Raw genomic sequence first — 24,618 nt, forward strand, 5'->3', positions numbered from 1 at the left:
GCAGTCCGTCGCCGTCAAATCCATCGCAAAGTAGCGCAGGATTTGACGCAGCTTTGCTTCACTGAGTTTGGAACGCCTGAAATACCGGTTTTTCTGAACCACCATAGGAACTTAGCTCACTTGACTGTGAACTTTGCTTCCTAAGCCCCTGTTTTAATAGCTGATTGCGATCGTCAGATAAGGGCTGGAGCGCGATTGAATGCATCATCGCGCGCACCCAACGGATGCGGGGATCTTTTCAAGCCGGGGCCGCGGGTCCGGCTCTGCCGGCCCGCAGGCGCAGCGGCCCCCTCGGGGGGCAGGGAGCTACACGCAGTGAGCGACCGTGGGGGTCAACCACGCCTTAGCTTGATGTGCGCAGCCAGCCCGCCCGAACTGGTGTTGGCCAGTGCGAACAAGCCGCCCATGCGGTGCAGGGTTCTCTCGACAATCGCCAGGCCCAGGCCGGCCCCGGTGGCGGCGGTGCGGGCCGCGTCGCCGCGGAAAAAGGGCTTGGTCAGGTTGTTCAGGGCCTGCGGCGCGACGCCGGTGCCGTGGTCGCGCACCTTGATCAGCACCCACTGGTCGCGTTCCTTGGCGGCGATGTCCACCACGGCGATGCCGGTTGACGGCGTCTTGCCATAACGCCGCGCGTTCTCCAGCAGGTTGGCGATCACGCGGGACAGCTCCACCTCGTCGGCCAGCACCACCACCTGGCCCGGAAGCGTCACGTTGACGCGCATGTCGGTGTATTCGCCCACGGAATAGACGGCCGCCTTGATGATGGCATTGAGCGACACCGACGCCAACTGCGGCGGGTCGGGCCGGGCGTAGTCCAGGAATTTGTCGATGATGGCGTCGAGCTGGGTGATGTCGGCGGCCATGTGGGCCCTGGCCTCCGGATCGGCCACGCTCATTTCTGTTTCCAGCCGCAGCCGCGCCAGCGGCGTGCGCAGGTCGTGCGAAATGCCGGCCAGCATGATGACGCGGTCTTCCTCAATCTTGGAGAGCTGCTCGGCCATGCGGTTGAAGCCGATGTTGACCTCGCGGATCTCGCTGGTCGCCACCTGCTCGTCGAGCAGGCTGGCGTCGAAGTCGCCGTCGCGCATGCGGCTGGCGGCAAACGAGAGCTGCTTGAGCGGCCGGTTGATGAGGCGCGCAATCAGCGCGGCGCCGACCAGCGACAGGATGGCCGCGGTGATCAGCCAGATCAGCCAGGTGCCGCCCTGCAGGGGGCCCAGCCGCGAAGGGTCGGTCAGCAGCCAGTAGGCGTCGCCGTCGATGTTGAAACCGACCCACAGGCCGGGCACGCCGTTGACGGATCGGGCCACCACCGTGCCTTCGCCCATGCGTGCCGTCAGTTCGTCGCCTATGCGCTCGCTGAAGGGATCGTTGACAAAATGCTCGAACTTGTCGCGCGGTTCGCGCGGCGAGATGCGCACGCCTTCTTCCTCGGCCAGCGTCTTGATCAGCCAGACCCGGGTGATGGAGTCGGAGTATTTCAGCGCCGCACGGCTCAGGTTGACCAGCGAGGCGAGCTGCCTGGCGCTTTGCACGGCGCGCGGCTCGAATTCCAGCGCCCGGAAGGTCTGTAGCCAGGCGACGATGCAGCCAATCAGCAGCAGCGACAGGAACAGGAAGGTGCGCCAGAACAGGCTCAGGCCGACGCGCGGACGCATCTCCAGCGGCGCGGGAGCGGTTTCCAGTGCGACGGGGGCAGTTTCCAGGTGGACGGCGCGTGTGCCTTGCATTCGGGGACTTGGGGGCGGGAAGGTGGGTCGGCCCGGTCAGCCTGAGGGGAGTCTGGCGTCCGGTGGCAAGTGGCGCTTTAGTTCGTGCCGTCCGGCACGAAGACGTAGCCTATGCCCCACACGGTCTGGATGTAGCGGGGCGCCGCAGCGTCCACCTCGATCAACTTGCGCAGGCGCGAGACCTGCACGTCCAAGCTGCGGTCAAAGGGCTCGAACTCCCGGCCGCGCGCCAGTTGCGCGAGTTTTTCGCGGGACAGCGGCTGGCGTGGGTGCCGCACCAGCGTCTTGAGCATGGCGAATTCGCCGGTGGTCAGTGGCAGCTCCTCGCCATTTTTCTGCAGGGTACGCAAGCCCATGTCGAAGCTGAAGGGCCCGAAATTGACCACTTCCTGTTCGCTGGAGGGTGCGCCCGGCACTTCGACCGCGGGACGGCGGCGCAGCACGGCATGGATGCGCGCTAGCAATTCGCGCGGGTTGAACGGCTTGGACAGGTAGTCGTCGGCACCGACCTCAAGGCCGACGATGCGGTCCACGTCTTCGCCCTTGGCGGTCAGCATGATGATGGGGGTGCGGTCGTTGGCGGCGCGCAGGCGCCGGCAAATGGACAGGCCGTCTTCGCCGGGCATCATCAGGTCGAGCACGATCAGGTCCACGGCATCGCGCATCATGATGCGGTTCAGCGCCTTGCTGTCTTCGGCCAGGATGACTTCAAAGCCTTCCTGCGTCAGGTAGCGGCGCAGCAGGTCGCGGATGCGGGCATCGTCGTCAAGAATCAGGATCTTGTCAGCGCGGGTTGAGTTGCTAGCTTGTGTCATAAGGCGATCGTAATTTGTAACAGAGCCGATTCTGCGGGCTAAAAACGCGGATTCGAGATTTTTCGTGCACTTTGACAGACTGTTACAGAAGTTGCAGTTGTGGGCAAGCACGATGAGGGATGGATGCGTGCCAATGGCAGGCCTGGGCCTTCGGATGGCAACCTTTGGCGGCCGATGCTGACATGCCGGACATTGAAAGCTGCTTATCGTTTTGCCGGTGGTGCGGCTTGTTTCGCGCGCCAGCTGTTTTTTAATTCAACTGAAAGTGACGCCTTGAAAAAAGCCACCCACCTCTTCGCCGCCTGCGCGCTGCTGGTCGCCAGCACCGGCCTGTTTGCCCAGAACCAGCTGCCCGGACCCTTTGCCCCGTTGCAAAACGTCGCGCAGCTGTCGGCCAGTGCGGCCGTCGAAGTGCAGCAGGACCTGCTGTCCATCGCGATGACGACCACGCGCGATGGCAGCGATGCCGCCACGGTGCAAAACCAGCTCAAGCTGGCCCTGGAGGCGGCACTGGCCGAGGCCAGGAAAACCGCCCAGCCCGGCCTGATGGATGTGCGCACCGGCAACTTCAGCCTGTACCCGCGTCATGGCAAGGACGGCAAGATCAGCGGCTGGCAGGGCAGCACCGAGATGGTGCTGGAAGGCCGGGACTTTGCGCGCATCACGGCGGCGGCCGGCAAGGTCCAGACACTGAACCTGGGCAACGTCGGTTTTGCGCTGAGCCGCGAGGCCCGTGCCCGCGTCGAGGGTGATGCCCAGGCGCAGGCAATCGAGCGCTTCAAGGCCAAGGCCGGCGAGATCGCCCGGGGCTTCGGTTTTTCCGGTTACACGCTGCGGGAAGTCGCTATCAACGCCAACGACCAGGGCCCGATCCGTCCGCGCATGATGGCCATGGAAGCCAAGGCTGCAATGTCGGATTCGGCAATTCCGGTCGAAGCCGGCAAAAGCACCGTGCTGGTCAACGTGTCGGGCTCCGTGCAGATGAAGTGACGACCCGCCACCAGCCGGCGATCCGGTCGGGCGAGCCGGACGCGGCGGAAGGGCATTTGCCTGACAGACGCAAGCAGCGCCGGCCCGTAAGCTTTTGGGCATGAATGTTCATTTTCTGGCGCAAGACGCCGCGCGCCGGGGCCCCCTGTTGATTGTCATCAATGCTGGCTCCGGCCACCACAACAGCGACGATGAACAGGCCGTGATGGCCCGTGTGTTCACACAGGCCGGCCGCGAGTTCGAGTTTCTGGCGGTTGACACACCCGACCAGATCGATGAGGTGGCACGCCACGCTGTGCGCCAAGCCAAGGCCCAGGGTGGCGTGGTGGTGGCTGCCGGCGGCGACGGCACCATCAATGCCGTGGCCCGCGCCGTGCTGGGCAGCGGCTGCCCCTTCGGCGTGCTGCCGCAGGGCACCTTCAATTATTTCGGACGTGTCCATGCGATCCCGCAGGAGACCGAGGCGGCGGCCAGGGCCCTGGTCGGTGCCAGCGTGTCGCCGGTCCAGGTCGGCCAGGTCAATGGCCGGCTGTTTCTGGTCAATGCCAGTCTGGGCCTGTACCCGCAATTGCTGGAGGACAGGGAAGCCTGGAAGCAGCAGTTCGGCCGCAGCCGCCTGGTGGCTTTTGTCTCGGGCATGGCGTCGCTGCTGCAGACGCGCAGCCAACTGCACCTGCAGATCGAATCGGCCGGCCAGGTAGCCGCCCTGCGCACGCCGACCTTGTTTGTTGGCAACAACCACCTGCAGCTCACACGTGTGGGCATTGCCGAAAAAGACGCCAATGCGGTGGTGCACGGCCAACTGGCCGGGGTGGTGGTGCGCCCCATCGGCACGCTGGCGCTGTTCGGCCTACTGCTGCGCGGCCTGCTGGGGCGGCTCGGCGATGCCGACAACATCCACAGCTTTTCGTTTCGCCGCCTGACCGTCACGCCGCGCGGGCGCCGGCGCGTCAAGGTGGCCACCGATGGCGAGGTCAGCTGGATGCAGGCGCCGCTGGTGTTCGAGGTGGCCGACCAGCCCCTGCTGCTGATGGTTCCCGCGCTGGCCGACCGGGTGGAAGTGGCCTGATGCACAAGCTGCTGCAGATCTCCGACCCCCATTTCGGCACGGCGCAGCCGCCGGTGATGGAGGCGCTGGTGGCGCTGGCGCGGCAGCAGCGCCCCGACGTGCTGGTGCTGTCAGGCGACATCACGCAACGTGCGACGGCGGCGCAGTTTGGCGCGGCGCGGGCATTTTGTGAACGCCTGCAGATCCCGCAAATGCTGGCCCTGCCCGGCAACCACGACATCCCGCTGTTCAACCCCTGGCAGCGCCTGGTCACGCCTTATGCGCGCTACCTGCAGGCCTTCGGGCCGAGCCTGGAGCCGGTGCTGGACACCGCCTGGCTGCAACTGACCGCGGTGAACACCACGCGGCGCTGGCGGCACAAAAATGGCGAGGTGTCGGACCGGCAGATCGAACGGGTGGCCGCGCGCCTGCGCCAGGCCGCGCCCGGGCAACTGCGCGTGGTGGTGGTGCACCAGCCGGTGTATGTGCCGCGCGCCGAGGATGAACACGACCGCCTGCGCGGCTGGGAGCCGGCGGTGCGCGCCTGGGCCGCGGCCGGCGCGGACATTGTCATGGGGGGGCATATCCACCTGCCTTATGTCTGCGAGTTGACCTCCTGCGTGGATGGCCTGCCGCGGCGCCTCTGGTGCGTGCAGGCCGGTACCGCGCTGTCCTCACGCATCCGGCGCGAGGCCCCCAACTCCGTGAACCTGCTGTTGTGCGACCCAGGCACTCACCCGCTGGCGGGCCGGCTCGAACGCTGGGATTACCGCAGCGCTGGCGGTGCAGGGCGTTTTGAAGTGGCGCATGCCAGCGAGCTGGTGCTGGACCGCGCGGTGGTTATCTGAATCTGCGGACGCATCAGGCGGCCGACAACGCTTTCTTGCGCAGGTGCCGGGCTACGATGACTTCCCGCAAGTGGTCGTAGCTCCAGTTGAAGGCAAAGGTGTAGGGCAGGAAAAACAGCACGATGCCGATGTCCAGCACAAAGGCTTGCCACAACCCGATGTCCAGCCACCAGGCCGCCAGCGGCACCACGGCCAGGATCAGGCCGAGCTCGAACAGCACCGAATGCACGGCGCGTGCGCCCAGCGTGCGCCGGAACCCCAGGCGGCGCTGGGCGCCGTCAAACATGGCATTGAACAGCATGTTCCAAGCCATGGCGATCAGCGAAATCATCAGGGTCAGCAGCCCCATGTGGACCAGTGAATAACCGAGCAGCCAGGCGCCCAGCGGCGCGCATAGGGCAATCGCCAACACCTCGAAACCGAGGGCGTGGAAAAAACGTTCCTTGACGGACTTTTGAAGGCTGGGGTTCATGACGGATTGATGGGGGCTGCAATGAAGGGGATCACTCGATTTTTATCGCTAATTCCAATACATTAAAGTTTTCTAATATCTATAAAACAGATAGATAACCGCCATGCGCCATTCCCCCGAAGCCCTGACCGCCTTTGCCGAAGCCGCCGCGCTGGGCTCGTTTTCGGCTGCCGCGCGCAAGCTCGGCAAGAGCCAGTCCACCGTGAGTACCGCCATTGCCAACCTCGAGATCGACCTCGGCCTGAGCCTGTTCGACCGCAGCAGCCGCAAACCCGCGCTGACCGAACACGGCCGGGTGATGCTGGGCAAGGTGCAGGAGATCCTGGCCGCCAGCGACCGGCTCGACCTGTCGGCCAGCCAGCTCGGCGGCGGCCTCGAAGCCCGGCTCAGCGTGGTCTGGTCCGACACTTACCAGTCGGACCGCTTCGAGGACATGCTGACGGCGTTCGAGCAGCGTTTTCCGGACTTGGAGTTCGAGTGCCTGATCGCCGAACACGGCGACCTGGTGTCGCTGGTGCAGACCGGGCGCGCCCACATCGGTGTGGTCGGCGCCCAGGGGGCGTACCCGCCCGACATCGGTGCAGCCACGATTGCCGAGCAGTCCGAGATCGCGCTGTTTGTCGCCACCAGCCACGCGCTGGCCGGCATGACGGACATCACGCCCGAACTGCTGGCCCGGCACCGCGAGTTGCGGCTGGACACCTACCTGGGCCGGGCCGACCAGGTCATGCCGGCGGCGCGCCGCTCCTGGTCGGCGCCCAGCTACCTGATGCTGCTGGAGATGGCGGTGCTGGGTTTCGGCTGGGCCGCCATTCCGCGCTGGATGGTCACGCGTTTTGCCGTCGGCAAACTCACCGAGCTGGCCGCGCGCGGCTGGCCGCAGCGCGTGCCGGTGGATGCCGTCTGGTCGCGCCAGCGGCCGCTGGGCCGCGCCGGCACCTGGCTGCTGCAGGAAATGCTGGCGCCGCCGGTACCGCCCCTTTTGCAAGCAAAATGAGGCTCCAGCCCTGATGAATCGGGCGCCGGCAGCTCTTTATTTGATAGCGTTCACCGGCGCCGCACTGGCGGGCGTGGCCTTGCCGACCTCGCCCAGCAGCCACTGCCGGAAGGCGCCCAACGGCTTGAGGTGGCTGCGCGACTCGGGGTAACACAGGTAGTAACCCATCTCGTCCCTGTAGCCGTCGTCCAGCGGCGTGGCCACCAGGCCGGCGGCGATGTCGTCCTGCACCAGGCAATGCGGCACCAGCGCCAGGCCCATGCCGGCCCGCACCGCGCGTATCAGGCTGTGGTACTGGTCCAGCTGCGGGCCCATCAGTGTGTTCACGCCGCTGACGCCGTGCGCCGCGCACCAGTGGGTCCAGGCGTGCGGCACGCTCACATGCTGGAGCAGGGTGAAACCGGTGATGTCCTGGGCCTGGCGCAGCGGCGGTTGCGCCGGCAGCCCGGGCGGGGCGATCAGCACAACTTCACGGCCGGTCAGGTAGTCGGCCCGGGCTCCTGGCCAGGTGCCGTTGCCGAACAGGATGGCGCAGTCCAGGTCTTCGCGCTGGAAGTCATAACCCTGGGCATAGGGCACATAGTGCAGTTCGATCTGCGGATGCTGGCGCTGGAAGGCCGGCAGCCGAGGGATCAGCCATTTGGCGCCAAAGGTGGGCAGGGTGGACAGGTGCAGGGCGCCGCCGCCGTCGCCGCTGGTGATCAGCTCCAGCGTGGCGGCTTCCAGCTGCGCCAGCACCGGCCGCACGGCAGCCTCGTAACGCACACCGGCGGGCGTTAGGGTCAGGCGCTGGCGAATGCGCTCGAACAGCAACACGCCGGTGAGCTGCTCGAGCTCGCTGATCTGTTTGCTGACGGCGCTTTGCGACAGGTGCAAGGCCTCGCAGGCGCGCGAGACGCTGCCGAAACGCGCGGTGGTCGTGAAGGCGCGGAGCAGGTGAATCGGCGGCTGGAGGCGTTTCATCGCCCGATTTTAAACTGGGTTCATTCCAATTTGGACTGAACCCAGTCGAAGACTTCACGGGTAGTCGCGCTCGTCCGGCATCACTCCTGCTACACAATGGATTCACAAATTCATTTTGAAAAGGATCATCATGCAAAGACGCCACCTCATCGCACTCGCCGCTACTTCAGTACTCCCAGGAATGGGTTGGGCACAGTCGAACAAACCCTTGCGCCTGGTGGTGCCGTTTCCTCCGGGCGGCGCCACCGACATCACCGCCCGGGTGGTGTCCGAGGCGCTGGCGCGCGTGCTGGGCCAGCCGGTCATCGTCGAGAACCGGGGTGGTGCCGGTGGTTCCATCGGCATGGCCGAAGTGGCCAAGGCCGCGCCTGATGGCCTGACCCTGGGCGTGGCAACGCTGTCCACGCATGGCGTCAATCCGGCCGTCTACAAGAAGCTGCCTTACGACCCGATCAAGGACTTTGTGGCCGTGACCGAACTCGTCAAGGCGCCGGGTGTGGTGGTGGTCAACGCCGCGCTGCCGGTCGCCAACTTTGCCGAGCTGATCAAGTACCTCAAGGCCAACCCTGGCAAGCTCAGCTACGCGTCGCCCGGCAACGGCACCATCGGCCACATGTGGGGCGAGCTGTTCAAAAGCACGACCAACACCTACATGGTGCACATTCCCTACCGCGGTGCGGGTCCGGCCCTGAACGACGTCGTTGGCGGACAGGTGATGGTGTATTTCGACCAGGTGGCCGCCTCGCTGCCCTTCATCCAGTCCGGCAAGCTGCGCGCGATCGCCGTGTCCTGGGACAAACGCCTGGACGTGTTGCCCAACACGCCGACCTACGCGGAACTTTCGCTGTTTTCCAGCAATGACCCGTCCTGGTTCGGCCTGGTCGCGCCTGCCGGCACCCCGGCCGCCGCGGTAAACCGCATCCAGCAGGCCGTGGTCAAGGCCCTGCAGGAGCCCGCCGTGCGCACCAAGCTGGCCGCCCAGGGGCTGTTCGCTTCCGGCACCACGCCGGCCGAGTTCGATGCGCAGATCAAGAAGGAAATCGACAAGATGAAGCGCATTGCGAAGTTCGCAAAAATCAGCATCGAGTAATCAGCATCGAGCAAATCAGCTTCGAGTAAAGCGGAAGGAGCCGGCCGCAGCGCCTGCGCGCTGTGGCCGGCCTCCATGCACCCCCGGCCACAACATGGCCTTGGCCGACATGGCCACCGCAGGGGTGCCGACCGGACCACAATCAAAACCATGACCCCATTTCTCCGCTCTTTGCCCGGCACCACGGCCCTGGTGCTCGATTCACCCCACAGCGGGACCGACTACCCCGGCGACTTTGCCTACGCCTGCGCGCTGCCCACCCTGCGCCGCGCCGAAGACACCCATGTCGAAAAACTCTACGACTTCGCCCACGCTCTGGGCGCGGGCTGGGTCGAGGCCTTTTTTCCGCGCAGCTACCTCGACGCCAACCGCGACACCTCGGAGATCGACGTCAGCCTGTTTGACGAGCCCTGGCCCGATGCCGTGTCCACCGACACCAAGGTGATGAGCAAGGTGCGGCTGGGCAAGGGCCTGATCTGGCGCACCACCGATGACGGCGAGGCCATTTACGCGCGCAAGCTCGGCGTGGCCGAAGTGCAGGCGCGGATTGCGCGCTGCTGGGAGCCCTACCACGCGGCGGTGGCCCAGGCCATCGACAGCGCGCACCAGCGCCACGGCTACAGCATCCACCTGAACTGCCACTCGATGCCGGCCATCGCGTCCAGCCATGCCACCGAGTTCCCGGGCGAGGCGCATGCCGACTTCGTGGTCGGCAACCGCGATGGTTCCACCTCCAGCGAGCCGCTGGCCCGTCTGGTGTGTGAGCACCTGCAGGGCCTGGGTTACAGCGTTTCCTACAACCACCCCTACAAAGGCGTGGAACTCGTGCGCCGTTATGGCGAGCCGCTGCAGCAGCGCCACAGCATCCAGCTCGAGGTCAACCGCAAGCTCTACATGGACGAGCAGACGCTGGACATGCACGAAGGGGCTGTGCCCCTGAAGGCCAGCCTGCGCTCGCTGGTGCACGTGCTGCTGGCCACCGACCCGCGCAAGCTGTAGCCGCCCTGGTGAGTGGCAGGGCTCGCGGATAATCCCTGGCCATGATCACCCTGTTCAGCGACCTGCACGCCCTGCATGCGCCCGCCTTCGAGTTTTTCCGGGGCGAGCGTGTGCCCTGTTTTGAAACCCCGGCGCGCGGCGCGTTTGTCCAGCAGCGCCTGCTGCAGCACGGCCACGAACTGCGCGCGCCGCATCTCGACAGCCGCGCGCTGCTGGGCCAGGTGCACAGCGCGCGTTACCTCGCGTTTCTCGAGCACGCCTGGGAGAACTGGCTGCGTCTGGAGCCCGGCAACGCGGCCCGCCAGCCTTTTCCGTCGGTCTGGCCGGTGCGCAGCCTGCGCAGCGACGTCGAGCCGGCCAACTTCACTGCACGCCTGGGCCTGTATTCGATGGACAACGGTTCGCCGCTGTCGGCCGGCACCTGGCTGGCCGCCAAGGCCGGCGCCGATGCGGCCGCCAGCGCGGCGGCGCTGATCGGTGAAGGCGTGGGTGCGGTGTTCTGCTGCAGCCGTCCGCCCGGCCACCACGCCGGTGCCGACTTCATGGGCGGCTACTGCTTTCTGAACAACGCCGCCGTTGCGGCGCAGGCCTTGCGCCAGGGCGGCGCAGACCGCGTGGCCGTGCTCGATGTGGACTACCACCACGGCAACGGCACACAAAGCATTTTTTACGATCGCGCCGACGTGCTGTTTGTCAGCCTGCACGGCGACCCGCTGACCGAGTACCCGTTTTACCTGGGCCATGCCGACGAGGCGGGCGAGGGCGCCGGCCTGGGCTTCAACCTGAATCTGCCGCTGCCCGCGGGCGCGCCGGCCAGCGCCTGGTTCGACGCGCTGGAGCAGGGCTGCCGGCGCATCACGCGGCACGGCGCGCAGGCGCTGGTGGTGTCGCTGGGGCTGGACACCTTCGCGGACGACCCGATCTCGACCTTTGCGCTGCAGGCGGCCGACTTCGGCCGGCTGGGCCGGCGCCTGGCGGCGCTTGGCTTGCCGACGGTGTTTGTGCTTGAGGGCGGTTACGCGGCCGAGGCGCTGGGCAGCAATGCGGTCCAGGTCATCGACGGTTTTGAACAGGGGCATTGAACCTAGAATCCACAGTTGATCGCTTGCTTGTCGCTGGCTAAACCGCATGAACACTTACTTTTTCAAACCCGAAAACCGCCGCCATTGGGGTGACAGCGCTACGCACCCGATTGAGCCGCCCTGGGGCGCGCTGACGGCGTTGCTCCTCCTCGCGGGCATCAGCCCGCAGCGTTGTCGCGCCTTGCCAGCCCACCCCATGACGGCCCACTCGGGCGCGTTCAACTGCGGTTTCTAGGTTGATGGACAGCGTGGATGTGGTGGTGATAGGCGCGGGTGTGGTCGGGCTGGCCGTGGCCCGTGCGCTGGCGCTGCAGGGGCGCGAGGTGATGGTGCTGGAAGCGGCCGATGCCATCGGCACCGGCACCAGCTCGCGCAACAGCGAGGTGATCCACGCCGGCATTTATTACCCGCAGGGCTCGCTCAAGGCGCGGCTGTGCGTGGAAGGCAAAGCCTTGCTGTACGACTACTGCGCGCAGCGCGGCATCGGCCACAGCCGCTGCGGCAAGCTGATCGTCGCCACCCAGGCATCGCAGATTCCCCAGCTGCAGGCCATCATCGCCAAAGCCGCCGCCAACGGCGTGCCTGACCTGGTGCTGCTCACGCGCGAGCAGGCGCAGGCGCTGGAGCCCGAGCTGGATTGCGTGGCGGCCGTGTTGTCGCCCAGCACCGGCATTGTGGACAGCCACGCGCTGATGCTGGCGCTGCAGGGCGACCTTGAGAACGCCGGCGGCATGGTGGTACTCAATGCGCCGCTGGCCAGCGCGCACTGTGCGCCATCAGCGATTGTTCTGATAGCAGAAGACGGCACCGAACTGGCCGCACAAAGCGTGGTCAATGCCGCCGGCCTGCAGGCGCAGGCGTTGGCCAGTCGCTTTGACGGGCTGGATGCGCAGCATGTGCCGCCCAGCCATTACGCCAAGGGCAACTACTTCACGCTGTCGGGCCGCTCGCCGTTTCGCCGCCTGATTTACCCGGTGCCCGAGGCGGCCGGGCTGGGTGTGCACCTGACCCTGGACCTCGGCGGCCAGGCCAAGTTCGGTCCTGACGTGCAGTGGGTGGACTCGCCCGACGACCTGGTGGTGGACCCGCGACGCGGCGACGCGTTTTACGCCGAGGTGCGCAAGTACTGGCCGGGCCTGCCCGATGGCGCGCTGCTCGCCGGTTATGCCGGCATACGGCCCAAGATCCAGGCGCCCGACCAGCCCGCCCGGGACTTCCTGATCCAGGGACCGGCCGAACACGGCGTGGCAGGTCTGGTCAACCTGTTCGGCATCGAGTCGCCGGGCCTGACCAGTGCGCTCGCGATCGGCCGCCATGTCAGCGCATTGCTCCCAAAAAAATAGCTGCAAGCGCCCGATACACGGGCGCTGCAGCCATTTTTGATTGCGACGTGTTAGCCGCGTTTGCCGCTCACCATGCGGTAGATGAAGAGCAGCAGCATGGCGCCCAGCACGGCCGCGATGAAACCGGCGGACTCGCCGACCTGGTACAGGCCCAAGGCCCCGCCCAGGTAGCTGGCAAGGACCGAACCGACGATACCGATCAGCACCGTGATGATGAAGCCGGACGGGTCACGCCCGGGCATCAGGAATTTGGCGACCAGGCCAACGATAAAGCCGATAAGAATGGTCCAGAGAATGCCCATGAATGTGTGTTCCAGAAAAAAGGTTGAAGGGAAGGGCTGGCGCGGAAGGCCCGCTCAGTCCCGCAGGTCGGCCGGGACTGTTCCGCCGTTGGCGGCCAGCTTGTTCATGACCTGGCGGTGCAGCCAGATGTTCATGGCGGCGCTGTCGCTGGTGTCGCCGGTGTAACCCAGTTCTTTCGCCAGTTCCTTGCGCTCGCCCAGGCTGCTGTCGAGGTCCAGCAGCTTCATCAGGTCAACAATGGAGGTTTTCCAGTTGAGCTTTTCCGGGTTTTTCCGCGCCATGTCGTTGAGCAGCGCTTCCACGTCGATCTGCGCCATCGGGGCCGGTGCGGCAGTGGCGGCGGCCGCTCTGGCCGCCCCGGCTGCCGCGGCGGCGGCCGCGACGTCATCGCTGGACGGTGCAGCGGGGGCTGGCGGCTGTGCAGCCTGGGCCGACGGGAAAATTTTGCCGAAGATCTTGCCGAGAATGCTCATGATGGTTCCAGTCAAAGAAGTAAAGCGTTCATGATGGCGCGGGCGCTCCGCAGGCAGCAGAGGACGCCGGCGTATTTGCGTGTAGGAAAGCGGCTGGTGCGCTGGGGCCTGTTCAGGCCCCAGCCGCGAACTCGTGTCCAATAGAGGGTATGGAAACCGCCACCGAGATTGAAAAACGCCTGACCGACCTGGAGATCAAGGCCAGTTTCGCCGAAGACCTGCTCGACGAGCTCAACCAGGTCATCGTCCGCCAGCAGCAGCAAATCGACCTGCTGATGCGCGAGCTCAGCCAGCTGCGCCAGCAACTGCCCGAGGCCGGCGCCGCCACCCTGACCCGCGCCGGCGACGACCTGCCGCCGCATTACTGATACACACCGCATGGCCACTGCAAAAAGCATCACCACCGACGACTACAAGCTGTTTCCGTCGCCGCGCAATCGGCACCGGAGCATCTTCCTGCACCAGGTGTTTGTGCCTTACCCCTACATGCTGATCGACCTGGACAGCTACAACTTCAAGGGCAAGGCCAGTCTGTTCGCGGCCTGTCGGACCGTCGACGGCAAGATGGGCCAGCTGGTCACGCTGGAGCTGGCCGAAGACGAGTTGCGGTTCAAGCAACAGTTTGTGCCCGATTGAGGCAGGGCGCAGGCCCGCTCGGGTTCGGCGGTGACGCCGCCCATGATGCCGGAATCGATCGCCAGCCCATGGTGGATAAGCGCAGTAAGCTATCAAATGTGTAGCATCGGTGTGGCCTGCACCTGTCGCGGCGCATGCCGACGGAGGCTTGCAAGTGGCCGCTGGCAGTGCCCGGTCGCCTGTCCCCGCCAAGCCCGAGGGATGGTCCACAATGCGGTTTGTCATCCGCGCCTCCTACAATCGGAGGAGAAGCCATCGTCCATGCAGCAAGGAGATTCCCGACGTGCCCAATATCGCTACTGTTCTCAAAGCTGAAATTTCCCGGGTTGCCCGCAAGGACGCCCGCGCGGAAACCCAGCCGCTGAAAAAAGCGTCGTCGCAACACCGCAGCGATATCGCCGCCCTGAAAAGGCGTGTGCTGGCCCTGGAAAAGCAGCTGAGCCGCGTGCTCAGGTCCGGCAGAAAGGCGTCTGCGCCCGAGGAAGCCGAAGAGGGCGCCGGCAACGGATTGCGCTTCAGCGCCAAGGGGCTCGCCGCCCAGCGGCGCCGGCTCGGGCTGACCGCGGCCGCGACTGCGAGACTCCTCAACGTGTCGGTGCAGTCCGTCTACAAGTGGGAAGAGGGCAAGACCCGTCCCCGCGCCAGCCAGCTGCCGGCGATTGCGAGCCTGCGGAAAATGGGCAAGCTGGAAGCGGCAAAGCGGCTGGCTGAATTACCGGGCTGAAGAGCCGTACGGCCTTCTGCCAGAAAGCGCCGGTGGTGGTGCCGATCTGCTATAAAAAATGGAGCTGCTTGCGCCCATCCCTGTTGGGCGGGGGCCTGTTCACACTATTTATGCAAGATGCGTTGCGAGTCAAAAAGGCCATGCGCGAGGCGCAAAATGCAGCCGGGCTGACGCCCGGCAAGGCTTTGTAACGCTGCGCATGGCCTTTTTGGCCGCAACCCGGAGGGAACGTGGTGAAAACAACGCCACTCTGCGTTGCACTCCTACGCCAGACGCCCGGTCTGGCGGTCGTCGTGCGCCTTGATTGGCGCTGTTTTCACCACGTTCGCACTTGTATAAATAGTGTGAACAGGCCCTATCGGCTCTTTTTGATGGCCAGCGCCGCTTCCGTGACGAGACCAGGCCCCTTGTAGATCAGCCCGGTGTAGATCTGCACCACGTCGGCGCCGGCCTCGATCTTGGAGACGGCGTCCCGGCCGCTCATGATGCCGCCCACGCCGATGATGGGGAAACTTTTACCCAGCGCCGCGCGCAGCTGGCGGATGACGCGGTTGCTGGCGGCCAGCACCGGCGCACCGCTGAGGCCGCCGGCTTCTTCGGCATGGGGCATGCCTTTGACGGCCTCGCGGCTCAGCGTCGTGTTGGTGGCCACCACGCCGTCCATGCCGTGGCGCTTCAGGGTGGCGGCAATCACCTCGACCTGCGCCTCGTCGAGGTCGGGCGCAATCTTCACAAAAATCGGCACGTGTTTGCCATGCTGCCGGGCGAGGGTTTCGCGGCGCTCGGCAATGCGGCCCAGCAGGGCGTCCAGCGCCTCGTCGCTTTGCAGCGCGCGCAGGTTTTTGGTGTTGGGGCTGGAGATGTTGACGGTCACGTAGTCGGCATGCGGGTAGACACCATCGAGGCAGATCAGGTAGTCGTCCACCGCGTTCTCGATCGGCGTGGCGGCATTCTTGCCGATGTTCAGGCCCAGCAGCAGCGGGTGCTTGACCTTCTGCTTGCGAAAACCGGACTTCTGCACATTGGCGAGGAAGGCGTCCAGCCCGTCGTTGTTGAAGCCGAGCCGGTTGATCAGTGCGTTGGCCTGCGGCAGGCGGAACATGCGCGGCTTGGGGTTGCCCGGCTGCGCTTTCGGCGTGACGGTGCCGACTTCGACAAAGCCGAAACCCATGGCGGCCAGCCCGTCGATGCAGCGTGCATTCTTGTCGAGCCCGGCGGCCAGCCCGACGCGGTTGGGAAAGGTCAGGCCGGCCAGCGTGAGGGGGTCGTCCACCCGGCCCGAACAGTAGGCCAGCGCCAGCGGCGTGCGCTGCGTGCCGGCCAGCGAGGCCATGGTCAGTTCATGGGCGGTTTCCGGGTCCAGACCAAATAAAAAAGGGCGGGCGAGGGCGTAGGGGAGCAGGGACATTGGATAATTTGTGTTGTTCTGTGCGGCAGGCTGCATTGTCGCAAACCCCATCCATCCCTTTCCCATCCCTTTTATTCCCGGATCGCCATGACCCAAGACGAACTCAAAACACTGGTCGGCCAGGCCGCCCTGGCCTATGTCGAACCCGGCAGCATTGTCGGTGTCGGCACCGGCTCCACCGTCAACAAGTTCATTGACGCACTGGCCGGCATCAAGGACACGATTGCCGGCGCGGTGTCCAGCTCGGTGGCCTCCACCGAACGCCTGCAGGCGCTCGGCATCACGGTGTTTGAGGCGGCCGATGTCGAGGAACTGGCGGTCTACATCGACGGCGCCGACGAGATCGACCGCGCCGGCTACATGATCAAGGGCGGCGGCGCGGCACTGACGCGCGAAAAAATCGTGGCCGCCCAGTCGCGCAAGTTTGTCTGCATTGCCGACGAGTCCAAGCTGGTGCAGACGCTGGGCGACTACCCGGTGCCGGTGGAAGTCATTCCGATGGCGGCGCAGCGCATCCGGCGCCAGTTTGCGGCGCTGGGCGGCAGCGCCACCCTGCGGCTGAAAAACGGCGCGCCGCTGGTCACCGACAACGGCCAGCACATCCTGGACGTGACCGGCCTGAAGATCACCGAGCCGCTGGCCTTCGAGTCCGAGGTCAACCAGTGGCCCGGGGTGGTGACGGTCGGGGTGTTTGCCCTCCAGAAGGCGCATGTCTGCCTGCTGGGCACCGAGGTGGGCGTCAAGACCCTGGTGTTTTAAATCTCGCGGAAGCGGCGGGCCGGATGTTGTAGAGTTGTACGACAAATTTTCCGGATTCCCATGAGCCACCGTTTCCAGTCCATCACGCCCGGCGTTCACTTGTCCGAACAGGTCGCCGAGGCCCTGTCGGCCGAAATTCGCGCCGGCCGGCCGGCGGCGGGCGAGAAGCTGCCGACCGAGGCCGCGCTGGTCGAGCAGTTCGCGGTCAGCCGCACGGTGGTGCGCGAGGCCGTCTCGCGCCTGAAGTCGCTGGGCCTGGTGGAGTCGCGCCAGGGCAGCGGGGTGTTTGTGAAGCGGGCCGCCTTTGCGCCGCTGAACTTCGACACCCGTTCGGCCGCGTCCATGCAGGCGGTCATCCAGATGGTGGAGGTGCGCCGCGCGCTGGAGGCCGAGGTCGCCGCGCTGGCCGCGCAGCGCCGCACGGCGGCCGACATCAAGTGCATCCGCCAGGCGATGGCGGCACTCGACCAGGCGGTCAAGACCGGCGGCGACGGTGCCGACGAAGACGTGAACTACCACCGCGCGATTGCCGACGCGGCGCAAAACCCGTTTCTGATCAGCACGCTGGACTACCTGCGCCAGTTCCTGCGCGGCGTCACCCGTGTCACGCGCGCCAACGAGGCGCGCCGGGCCGACTTTGCCGGCCAGGTGCGCGAGGAGCATGAAGCCATCACCCAGGCGATCGAGGCCGGCGACTCCCTGCAGGCGCGCCAGGCCGCGGCCCGCCACATGGACAACGCGATCCGCCGCATCGAGCAGGCCGATCCGGCTTTCTGGCAGCAGGAGGGCGTGCAGCTGGCCAGCGCTCTTCTGTCCGACGCCCTTCGGCACTGAGCCGTTCGCCTTGCCTGATTCGGGAAAACCTGCAAGAGAACCCTGAAGTGTAAGTTGTATGATGACCATATGAATAAGCCATGTTTTCAAGCGCTGTTCGGCTTGTTGGCGTCGGGCAGATTCCAAAAAATCAACATTCAAAAATGACCTGGGCTGAAGGAGCGATGTGATGAGTCTTGTAGCAGGTGTGATCGGTCTCGGTGCCATGGGCAGCGGCATGGCGCAATCGTTGCGCCGCGCCGGTTATCGGGTGCATGTGTTTGACGTGCGGCCCGGCGTGGCGCAGGCTTTTGCCGAAGGCGGCGGGGTGGCCTGTGCCTCGCTGGCCGAATTGGCGGCGGCCTGCGACGTGGTCGTGTCGGTGGTGGTCAACGCCGCGCAGACCGAGGCTGTGTTGTACGGCCCCGGCGGCTGCGCGGCGGCCATGAAACCCGGCAGCGTGTTCGTGATGTGTTCCACGGTCGATGCGAATTGGTCCATGGCGCAGGAAAAACGCCTGGCCGAGCTCGGCCTGCTCTACATCGACGCGCCCATTTCCGGCGGCGCGGCCAAAGCCGCCAGCGGCGAGATGACGATGATGAGTTCCGGCGTGCCGGCGGCCTATGCCAGGGCCGAACCCGTGCTCAACGCCATGGCCGCCAAGGTCTACAAGCTCGGTGACGCGGCCGGCGCCGGCAGCAAGGTCAAGATCATCAACCAGTTGCTCGCCGGTGTGCACATCGCGGTCGCCGCCGAAGCCATGGCGCTGGGCTTGCGCGAAGGGGTGGACCCGGCCGCGCTGTACGAGGTGATCACGCACAGCGCGGGCAACAGCTGGATGTTTGAAAACCGCATGGCCCATGTGCTGGCGGCCGACTACGCGCCGCTGTCGGCGGTGGACATTTTCGTGAAAGACCTCGGCATCGTGCTCGACATGGCACGCGCCAGCAAGTTTCCCTTGCCGCTCTCCTCAACCGCGCACCAGATGTTCATGCAGGCCTCGACCGCCGGTTTTGCGAAAGAGGACGACAGTGCGGTGATCAAGATTTTCCCGGGCATTGAACTGCCGAAAAAGCCATGAGTGCTATCAGCCTCGGCTGTATTGCCGACGATTTCACGGGTGCGACCGATCTGGCCAACAACCTCGTGCGTGCCGGCATGCGGGTGGTGCAGACCATTGGCGTTCCTGCCGGGCCCTTGGGCGCCGAAGTCGACGCCGTGGTGGTCGCGCTGAAGTCGCGCACCGTGCCGGCCGACCAGGCCATTGCTGAATCGCTGGCTGCCTTGGCCTGGCTGCAGGCCCAGGGCGCGCAGCAGATTTATTTCAAGTACTGCTCGACCTTCGACAGCACGGCCCGCGGCAACATCGGCCCGGTGACCGAGGCGCTGATGGACGCGCTGAACACCGGCTTCACGATCGCCACGCCGGCTTTCCCCGACAACCAGCGCACGGTGTTCAAGGGGTATTTGTTTGTTGGTGATGTGCTGCTCAATGAAAGCGGCATGCAGAACCACCCGCTGACGCCGATGGTGGACGCGAACCTGGTGCGGGTGTTGCAGTCGCAGACGAAGCGGCGTGTCGGCCTGATCGACCACAAGGTGGTGGCGCGCGGCGCGGCGGCGGTGCGCGAACGCATGGCGCAACTGCAGGCAGAAGGTGTGGGCGTGGCCATCGTGGACGCGGTGTCCAACGAGGACCTGCTGCGCCTGGGTCCGGCACTTGAGGGCCTGCCGCTGGTCACGGCCGGCTCCGGTGTGGCCATCGGCCTGCCGGCCAATTTCGGCATCACGCCCTCGGATCAGGCCAGCCGTTTGCCGGCCGCCCGCGGCCTGCAGGCGGTGGTGTCGGGCAGTTGCTCGCTGGCGACGAATCGGCAGGTGCTGGACTTCATGAAGCAGGGCCATCCCACCCTGGCGATTGACCCGCTGCGCATCGCCTCGGGCGCCGATGTGGCGGCCGAGGTGCTGGCCTGGGCCCAGCCTTTGCTCGCGCGCGGTCCGGTGCTGGTGTATTCCACCGCCGACAGCGGCGACGTGAAGGCGGTACAGGGCCGCCTCGGTGTAGAGGAAGCCGGCGCCATGGTCGAACGCACCCTGGCCGCGGTGGCGCGCGGCCTGGTGCAGCTGGGTGTGCGGCAACTGGTGGTGGCCGGCGGTGAAACCTCGGGTGCCTGCGTGCAGGCGCTGGGCATCACGCAGCTGCAGATCGGCCCGCAAATCGATCCCGGTGTGCCCTGGTGTCATGCCCTGTGCGAGCTTGCTCCAAATGAAGGCCTGCACCTGACGCTGAAGTCGGGCAACTTCGGCACCGACGACTTCTTCACCAAAGCCTTTACGATGCTGGCATGAACTACGACCCCCACGTTTGCCGCGCTGCGGCTGCACTGCCCCCCGAGGGGGCCTATGCCCCCCTTGGGGCGGCCCGGCGGGCGGCATGACTGCATTGACCGAAAACCAGGCCCGGGAAGAGATCTGCCGCGTCGGCAAAAGCCTGTTCGACCGCGGTTATGTGCATGCCACGGCCGGCAACATCAGCGTGCGGCTCGACGCCTCGGCGGGCGGTGGTTTCCTGATCACGCCGACCGATGCCTGCCTGGGTTTCCTGGACCCGGCGCGGCTGGCCCGGCTCGACGCCGATGCGAAGCAGCTCAGCGGCGACACGGCCAGCAAAACCATCGCGCTGCACGCCGGCATTTACGCGGCAGCGGCCGCATTTGACCCGGCGACGCGCTGCGTGATCCACACCCACAGCACCCATTGCGTGGCGCTGAGCCTGCGTGCCACGGGCGAGGAACTGTTGCCGGCACTCACGCCTTATTTCGTGATGAAGGTCGGCCATGTGCCGGTCATCGGCTACCACCGCCCGGGCGACCCGGCGGCGGCGGCGCTGGTGGCGCAGGCGATCGCGCGTTACGGCCGGCAGGGCACACCGATACGCGCTGTGATGCTGGCCCGGCTGGGCCCCAATGTCTGGCACCACAGCCCGGCGGCGGCCATGGCCGTGCTGGAAGAACTCGAGGAAACCGCCCGCCTCCTGTGCCTGGACGGCGTTCCGGTGCAGCCCTTGAGCGCTGCGCAGATCGAGGAGCTGCGCCAGACCTTCGGCGCCCGCTGGTAATTCGTTTTTTGAGTCAAATCGACCTCTAGCCCTTTATATACCTGCGCAAGCAGCTATTCATTCCATAGCATTTCCAAGAAGACGACCATGCCGAAATTCGCCGCCAACCTGTCCATGATGTACCCCGAGTTGCCCTTCCTGGACCGTTTTGAAGCGGCCGCGAAAGACGGCTTCAAGGCGGTGGAGTATCTTTTTCCTTACGCCTTCAGCCAGCAGGAACTGGCCGCACGCCTGAAGGCCAACGGCCTGCAGCAGGTGCTGTTCAACGCGCCACCCGGCGGCACCGATGCAGCCTCCATTGCCCAGGCCTGGGACAAAGCCGGCGACAAGGGCACGGCCGCCGTGCCGGGCCGCGAGGCGGAGTTCCGCGCCGGCGTGCTGCTGGCCCTGGCCTATGCCGAGGCGCTGGACTGCCCGCGCATTCACCTCATGGCTGGCCTGGTTGCCGCAGGGCAGGAACGTGAGGACGTCCGGCCGGTCTATGTGGCCAACCTGCGCTGGGCGGCGGCCGAGGCGGCGAAACACGGGCGTGACGTGTTGATGGAACCGATCAACACGCGTGATGTGCCGCGCTTCTTCCTGAACCGGCAGGACCATGCGCACGAGATCGTGACCGAGGTGGGTGTGCCCAACCTCAAGGTGCAGATGGACCTGTACCACTGCCAGATCGTCGAGGGGGATGTGGCCACCAAGATCCGCCACTACCTGCCGACCGGGGCCGTCGGTCATTTCCAGATCGCCGGTGTGCCGGAGCGGCACGAGCCCGACATCGGGGAGCTCAACTACCCCTATCTGTTCGCTGTGATCGACGAGGTCTCCGCGGCTTGCGGCTGGGACGGCTGGATCGGCTGCGAATACAAGCCGAAACAGGGCGGCCAGCCCGGGGGCACGTCGGCAGGCCTCGGCTGGCTGCCGCGCTGACCGCCAGCGACGCGGTGCCCCGCTGAATCGTTAGAAACGGATGCCGGCAGGATTGCTCGGCGGAGGGGTCACCGGGGTGGCAGGCGCGGCCGGCGTGCCGGGCCGCGCGGCCGCGGTGGTGGCCGGTGCGGGCGTCGGCGCCACCGTCACCAGGGGGCTGGCCGGGGGCTGGCGGTAGCTGGCCGGCAGCACCGACGATTTGGGGTAACCCGCCGCGTCGAGGAACTGCGTCCATTCCGCATCCGAGAAACCCTTGAGCTGCTGGCTGCCTATGGTCAGAAACGGCAGGGAGCTGTCGCCGCTGATGCGCTGCAGCGCCTGCGCGTCTTCGTTGGTCGAGACGGTTTTTTCCGTGTAGGGAACACCGCGCGTGGTCAGCAGGGAACGGGCCGAGGCGCAGGGGCCGCAGTTCTCGCCCGAATACAGCGTGACCGGGTACTGGCCGGCCACCTTGCGCAGCTCGAACGGCAGCGACGCCGTGGCGATGCCGCGGGCGCCGTCGGCACCGGCCGCCGTCACCCTGGCATTGCCGGTGGCCGGGGGCGGCTTGTCGGAAAAGGTGACCTTGCCGTCCGGACCGACGATGCGGTAGACCGGCTGGGCCTGGGAAAGAGAAGAAAATGTGCCGGCAGCCAGCGTCAATACTGCGCTAACTGCTACAAATTTGATAGTGTTCGAGGTCATGCATCACTCCGTTTGAGGTCACTCACGCCATGCCCTGGTGCCGCAGCAGCGCGTCGATGGAAGGCTCGCGGCCGCGGAAGGCCTTGAACGACTCCATCGCCGGGCGGCTGCCGCCGGCCTCCAGAATGGCCTGGCGGTATTTTCTGCCAGTTTCCAGATTAACGGGGCTGGACCCGGCATCGGCGTCGGTGTTTATACCTGCAGGTGTGGCGCTTTGTGCACTTTCCTCGAAGGCCGCATAGGCGTCGGCAGAGAGGACTTCGGCCCATTTGTAGCTGTAATAGCCGGCCGCATAACCGCCGGAAAAAATGTGACTGAATGTGTGCGCCGTGCGGCTGTAGGGCGGCGGGGTGATCACGGCGTATTCCTCGCGCACGCCGGCCAGCAGCGCCATCACGTCGCCGCCAGGTTGCCACTCGGTGTGCAGCAGCATGTCGAACAGCGAAAACTCGATCTGGCGCAGGGTCTGCATGCCGCTCTGGAAGTTCTTGGCCGCCAGCATCCGGTCGAACAGGGCGCGCGGCAGCGGTTCGCCGGTGTCCACATGGGCCGTCATGTGTTTGAGCACATCCCATTCCCAGCAGAAGTTTTCCATGAACTGGCTGGGCAGCTCGACCGCGTCCCACTCGACGCCGCTGATGCCGGAGACATCGCGCTCGTTGACCTGGGTCAGCATGTGGTGCAGGCCGTGGCCGAACTCGTGGAACAGCGTGGTCACGTCGTCATGTGTCAGCAGGGCAGGCTTGCCGCCCACGCCGTCGGCAAAGTTGCAGACCAGATGCGCGACCGGTGTCTGCAGCGTGCCGGTGTCGGGGCGCAGCCAGCGGGCACGCACATCGTCCATCCAGGCGCCGCCGCGTTTGCCGGTGCGCGCCGGACGGTCCAGGTAGAACTGGCCCACCAGCTCGCCGTTGCGCTCGATGCGGTAGAACTCGACGCCGGGCTTCCACACGGGCGCCGTGTCGGGGCGGATCGCCACCTCGAACAGCGTCTCGACAATCCTGAACAGGCCGGCCAGTACCTTGGGCGCGGTGAAGTACTGCTTGACCTCCTGCTCGCTGAAGGCGTAGCGCGCTTCCTTGAGTTTTTCGGCGATCCAGGTGAAGTCCCAGGGCTGCGGGTCTTTCAGTCCCAGCTTTTCCGCGGCAAAGGTGCGCAGGTCGGCCACGTCCTTGAGGCCGTAGGGCTTGGCGCGCTGGCCGAGGTCGCGCAGGAAGCTGATCACCTGTTCGGGCGAATCGGCCATCTTGGGGACCACCGAGACCTCGCCGAAATTGCGGTAACCGAGCAACTGCGCTTCTTCCAGCCGCAGCGCGAGGATTTCCTGCATCACGGCGCTGTTGTCGAAGCGGCTGAACTCCGGCGGCGACTGGTCGCTGGCGCGCGTGCTGTAGGCCTTGTACAGGGTTTCGCGCAGGGCGGAGCTGTCGGCAAACTGCATGACCGGCAGATAGCAAGGCATCTTCAGCGTGAGCTTGTAGCCCTCCTTGCTCTCGGCTTCGGCCTGCGCGCGCGCCGTCTGGACCACGTCGGCCGGCACACCGGTGAGTTCGTCTTCGCGGGCGTAGTAGGCGTAAGCCTCAGTGGCGTCGAGCGCGTTTTCGCTGAATTTCTGGCTCAGTTCGGCCTGGCGCTCCTGGATGGCGGCAAACCGTTCCTTGGCCGCCCCGAGGAGTTCGGCGCCCGACAGCACGAAGTTGCGCACGGCGTTTTTGTGCGCCTGGCGCTGTTCGGGGTTCAGCGACGCCACATCGATGGCCTTGTACTTGGCGTACAGCCGCTCGTCGGCGCCCAGGCGGGTCCAGAACTCGGTGACGCGCGGCAGGGCGGCGTTGTAGGCGGCGCGCAGCTCGGGGGTGTCCGCCACGCTGTTGAGGTGGCTGACCGCGCCCCAGGCCCGGCCCAGGTTTTCGGTGGCCACGTCCAGCACGCCGGCAATGTCCGCCCAGCGCGCCGGAAAGTCCGGCGCAGTGACGCGTTCGAGGGCGGTTTCGGCCTGTGCCAGCAACACGTCGACCGCAGGGCCCACATGCTCGGGTGCGATGCGGTCAAACAGGGGAAGGCCGGAGAAATCGAGAAGCGGGTTGGAGGCGGTCAAGGTGGTCATATTCATCAGTTGTGGGCGCAGGCACCCGATCTAAAGGGGACGCGCGAGACAAAAAAGGAAAATGCCGCGCTCGCCGGCCAGGGCCAGGCGGATCACGCCGCTGCCGGCTTAGGGCCTGTTCACACTATTTATACAAGTGCGAACGTGGTTAAAACAGCGCCAATCTAGGCGCGCGACGACGCTCAGCCTGGGCGGCTGAGTTAGGAGTGCAACAACGAGTGGCGCTGTTTTAACCACGTTCCCTCCGGGTTGCGGCCAAAAAGACCATGCGCAGCGTTGCAAAGCCTTGCCGGGC

The 24,618-nt window shown here is 65.8% G+C and carries 27 protein-coding genes and 1 pseudogene; 18 read left to right on the plus strand and 10 right to left on the minus strand.

Annotation, left to right across the window (positions count from 1 at the left end; all coding sequences use genetic code 11):
* From B7G53_RS23305 to ompR, 3 genes and pseudogenes are all read right to left on the minus strand, one after another.
* Positions 1–102 (minus strand): annotated as a pseudogene (locus tag B7G53_RS23305) (IS1595 family transposase); the annotation flags it as partial.
* 230 nt (positions 103–332) lie between these two features.
* Positions 333–1,730, minus strand: coding sequence for an ATP-binding protein (locus tag B7G53_RS20965; protein ID WP_096671359.1), 1,398 nt, complete (start codon positions 1,728–1,730; stop codon positions 333–335).
* Positions 1,731–1,807: 77 nt separating this feature from the next.
* Positions 1,808–2,545: an osmolarity response regulator transcription factor OmpR gene (gene ompR, locus B7G53_RS20970; RefSeq protein WP_096671361.1), complete on the minus strand. Its 738-nt coding sequence runs from the start codon at positions 2,543–2,545 to the stop codon at positions 1,808–1,810.
* 273 nt (positions 2,546–2,818) lie between these two features.
* Here ompR and B7G53_RS20975 point away from each other — a divergent pair, with 273 nt between their 5' ends.
* The 3 genes from B7G53_RS20975 (at position 2,819) to B7G53_RS20985 (ending at position 5,431) form a co-directional block, all read left to right on the plus strand.
* Entirely contained in the window at positions 2,819–3,535 is a 717-nt protein-coding gene (locus B7G53_RS20975; RefSeq protein WP_441339012.1) for an SIMPL domain-containing protein, read from the plus strand.
* Positions 3,536–3,635: 100 nt separating this feature from the next.
* Positions 3,636–4,604: a diacylglycerol/lipid kinase family protein gene (locus tag B7G53_RS20980; RefSeq protein ID WP_096671365.1), complete on the plus strand. Its 969-nt coding sequence runs from the start codon at positions 3,636–3,638 to the stop codon at positions 4,602–4,604.
* The gene (locus B7G53_RS20985; RefSeq protein WP_096671367.1) at positions 4,604–5,431 is read left to right on the plus strand and encodes a metallophosphoesterase family protein; all 828 of its coding nucleotides are present in this window, start codon (positions 4,604–4,606) and stop codon (positions 5,429–5,431) included. The genes B7G53_RS20980 and B7G53_RS20985 overlap by 1 nt, the downstream gene beginning before the upstream one ends.
* Positions 5,432–5,444: 13 nt before the next feature.
* On the opposite strand, the gene B7G53_RS20990 is transcribed toward B7G53_RS20985, so the two are convergent.
* Positions 5,445–5,903, minus strand: a complete 459-nt coding sequence (locus tag B7G53_RS20990) for a multidrug/biocide efflux PACE transporter (RefSeq protein WP_096671369.1) — start codon at positions 5,901–5,903, stop codon at positions 5,445–5,447.
* Positions 5,904–6,006: 103 nt separating this feature from the next.
* Between B7G53_RS20990 and B7G53_RS20995 the strand changes: the two genes are divergently transcribed.
* A complete protein-coding gene (locus B7G53_RS20995) occupies positions 6,007–6,900 on the plus strand; it encodes a LysR family transcriptional regulator (RefSeq protein ID WP_096671371.1) in 894 nt (297 codons plus the stop codon).
* Between the two features lie 36 nt (positions 6,901–6,936).
* Here the strand turns inward: B7G53_RS20995 and B7G53_RS21000 are convergent, their stop codons facing one another.
* Positions 6,937–7,863: a LysR substrate-binding domain-containing protein gene (locus B7G53_RS21000; RefSeq protein ID WP_096671373.1), complete on the minus strand. Its 927-nt coding sequence runs from the start codon at positions 7,861–7,863 to the stop codon at positions 6,937–6,939.
* Positions 7,864–7,993: 130 nt separating this feature from the next.
* Between B7G53_RS21000 and B7G53_RS21005 the strand changes: the two genes are divergently transcribed.
* The 5 genes from B7G53_RS21005 (at position 7,994) to B7G53_RS21025 (ending at position 12,377) form a co-directional block, all read left to right on the plus strand.
* A complete protein-coding gene (locus B7G53_RS21005; RefSeq protein ID WP_096671375.1) occupies positions 7,994–8,953 on the plus strand; it encodes a tripartite tricarboxylate transporter substrate binding protein BugE in 960 nt (319 codons plus the stop codon).
* A 150-nt stretch (positions 8,954–9,103) separates the two neighbouring features.
* Positions 9,104–9,952: an N-formylglutamate amidohydrolase gene (locus B7G53_RS21010; protein ID WP_096671377.1), complete on the plus strand. Its 849-nt coding sequence runs from the start codon at positions 9,104–9,106 to the stop codon at positions 9,950–9,952.
* A gap of 41 nt (positions 9,953–9,993) precedes the next feature.
* Positions 9,994–11,034 carry a histone deacetylase family protein gene (locus B7G53_RS21015; RefSeq protein ID WP_096671379.1) on the plus strand — a complete coding sequence of 347 codons (1,041 nt, stop codon included), beginning with the start codon at positions 9,994–9,996 and terminating at the stop codon, positions 11,032–11,034.
* 46 nt (positions 11,035–11,080) lie between these two features.
* Entirely contained in the window at positions 11,081–11,269 is a 189-nt protein-coding gene (locus B7G53_RS21020; protein WP_096671381.1) for a hypothetical protein, read from the plus strand.
* A gap of 4 nt (positions 11,270–11,273) precedes the next feature.
* Positions 11,274–12,377 (plus strand): NAD(P)/FAD-dependent oxidoreductase, encoded by a 1,104-nt coding sequence (locus B7G53_RS21025; protein WP_176491436.1) that lies wholly within the window; start codon positions 11,274–11,276, stop codon positions 12,375–12,377.
* 50 nt (positions 12,378–12,427) lie between these two features.
* Here B7G53_RS21025 and B7G53_RS21030 read toward each other — a convergent pair whose 3' ends face one another.
* Positions 12,428–12,679 carry a GlsB/YeaQ/YmgE family stress response membrane protein gene (locus B7G53_RS21030; RefSeq protein WP_096671385.1) on the minus strand — a complete coding sequence of 84 codons (252 nt, stop codon included), beginning with the start codon at positions 12,677–12,679 and terminating at the stop codon, positions 12,428–12,430.
* A gap of 54 nt (positions 12,680–12,733) precedes the next feature.
* Positions 12,734–13,153, minus strand: coding sequence for a DUF3597 domain-containing protein (locus B7G53_RS21035; protein WP_096671387.1), 420 nt, complete (start codon positions 13,151–13,153; stop codon positions 12,734–12,736).
* Positions 13,154–13,302: 149 nt separating this feature from the next.
* Here B7G53_RS21035 and B7G53_RS21040 point away from each other — a divergent pair, with 149 nt between their 5' ends.
* The 3 genes from B7G53_RS21040 to B7G53_RS21050 all read left to right on the plus strand — a co-directional run bounded on the left by B7G53_RS21040 (position 13,303) and on the right by B7G53_RS21050 (position 14,513).
* On the plus strand, positions 13,303–13,521 hold the full coding sequence (locus B7G53_RS21040; RefSeq protein WP_096671389.1) for a SlyX family protein: 219 nt from the start codon (positions 13,303–13,305) through the stop codon (positions 13,519–13,521).
* Positions 13,522–13,531: 10 nt separating this feature from the next.
* Complete coding sequence (locus tag B7G53_RS21045) at positions 13,532–13,789, plus strand: hypothetical protein (protein ID WP_096671391.1); 258 nt, start codon at positions 13,532–13,534, stop codon at positions 13,787–13,789.
* Between the two features lie 283 nt (positions 13,790–14,072).
* The gene (locus B7G53_RS21050; RefSeq protein ID WP_176491437.1) at positions 14,073–14,513 is read left to right on the plus strand and encodes a helix-turn-helix domain-containing protein; all 441 of its coding nucleotides are present in this window, start codon (positions 14,073–14,075) and stop codon (positions 14,511–14,513) included.
* 355 nt (positions 14,514–14,868) lie between these two features.
* Here the strand turns inward: B7G53_RS21050 and B7G53_RS21055 are convergent, their stop codons facing one another.
* Complete coding sequence (locus B7G53_RS21055; RefSeq protein WP_096671411.1) at positions 14,869–15,921, minus strand: quinone-dependent dihydroorotate dehydrogenase; 1,053 nt, start codon at positions 15,919–15,921, stop codon at positions 14,869–14,871.
* Positions 15,922–16,008: 87 nt separating this feature from the next.
* On the opposite strand from B7G53_RS21055, the gene rpiA reads away from it, so the two are divergent.
* The 6 genes from rpiA (at position 16,009) to otnI (ending at position 21,532) form a co-directional block, all read left to right on the plus strand.
* Complete coding sequence (gene rpiA, locus B7G53_RS21060; protein ID WP_096671393.1) at positions 16,009–16,680, plus strand: ribose-5-phosphate isomerase RpiA; 672 nt, start codon at positions 16,009–16,011, stop codon at positions 16,678–16,680.
* A gap of 60 nt (positions 16,681–16,740) precedes the next feature.
* Positions 16,741–17,514, plus strand: coding sequence for a FadR/GntR family transcriptional regulator (locus B7G53_RS21065; protein WP_096671395.1), 774 nt, complete (start codon positions 16,741–16,743; stop codon positions 17,512–17,514).
* A 169-nt stretch (positions 17,515–17,683) separates the two neighbouring features.
* On the plus strand, positions 17,684–18,574 hold the full coding sequence (ltnD, locus tag B7G53_RS21070) for an L-threonate dehydrogenase (RefSeq protein WP_096671397.1): 891 nt from the start codon (positions 17,684–17,686) through the stop codon (positions 18,572–18,574).
* On the plus strand, positions 18,571–19,842 hold the full coding sequence (otnK, locus tag B7G53_RS21075; protein WP_096671399.1) for a 3-oxo-tetronate kinase: 1,272 nt from the start codon (positions 18,571–18,573) through the stop codon (positions 19,840–19,842). The genes ltnD and otnK overlap by 4 nt, the downstream gene beginning before the upstream one ends.
* 94 nt (positions 19,843–19,936) lie before the next feature.
* Entirely contained in the window at positions 19,937–20,611 is a 675-nt protein-coding gene (locus B7G53_RS21080; protein WP_096671401.1) for a class II aldolase/adducin family protein, read from the plus strand.
* A gap of 87 nt (positions 20,612–20,698) precedes the next feature.
* Complete coding sequence (otnI, locus tag B7G53_RS21085) at positions 20,699–21,532, plus strand: 2-oxo-tetronate isomerase (protein ID WP_096671403.1); 834 nt, start codon at positions 20,699–20,701, stop codon at positions 21,530–21,532.
* 30 nt (positions 21,533–21,562) lie between these two features.
* Here the strand turns inward: otnI and B7G53_RS21090 are convergent, their stop codons facing one another.
* Together B7G53_RS21090 and B7G53_RS21095 are read right to left on the minus strand one after the other, a co-directional pair.
* Complete coding sequence (locus tag B7G53_RS21090; RefSeq protein WP_096671405.1) at positions 21,563–22,216, minus strand: glutaredoxin domain-containing protein; 654 nt, start codon at positions 22,214–22,216, stop codon at positions 21,563–21,565.
* A gap of 22 nt (positions 22,217–22,238) precedes the next feature.
* Positions 22,239–24,314 (minus strand): M3 family metallopeptidase, encoded by a 2,076-nt coding sequence (locus B7G53_RS21095; RefSeq protein WP_255250116.1) that lies wholly within the window; start codon positions 24,312–24,314, stop codon positions 22,239–22,241.
* Positions 24,315–24,618: the final 304 nt, after the last annotated feature.

This window comes from Polaromonas sp. AET17H-212, assembly GCF_002379085.1.
Taxonomy (GTDB): Bacteria; Pseudomonadota; Gammaproteobacteria; order Burkholderiales; family Burkholderiaceae_C; genus Polaromonas.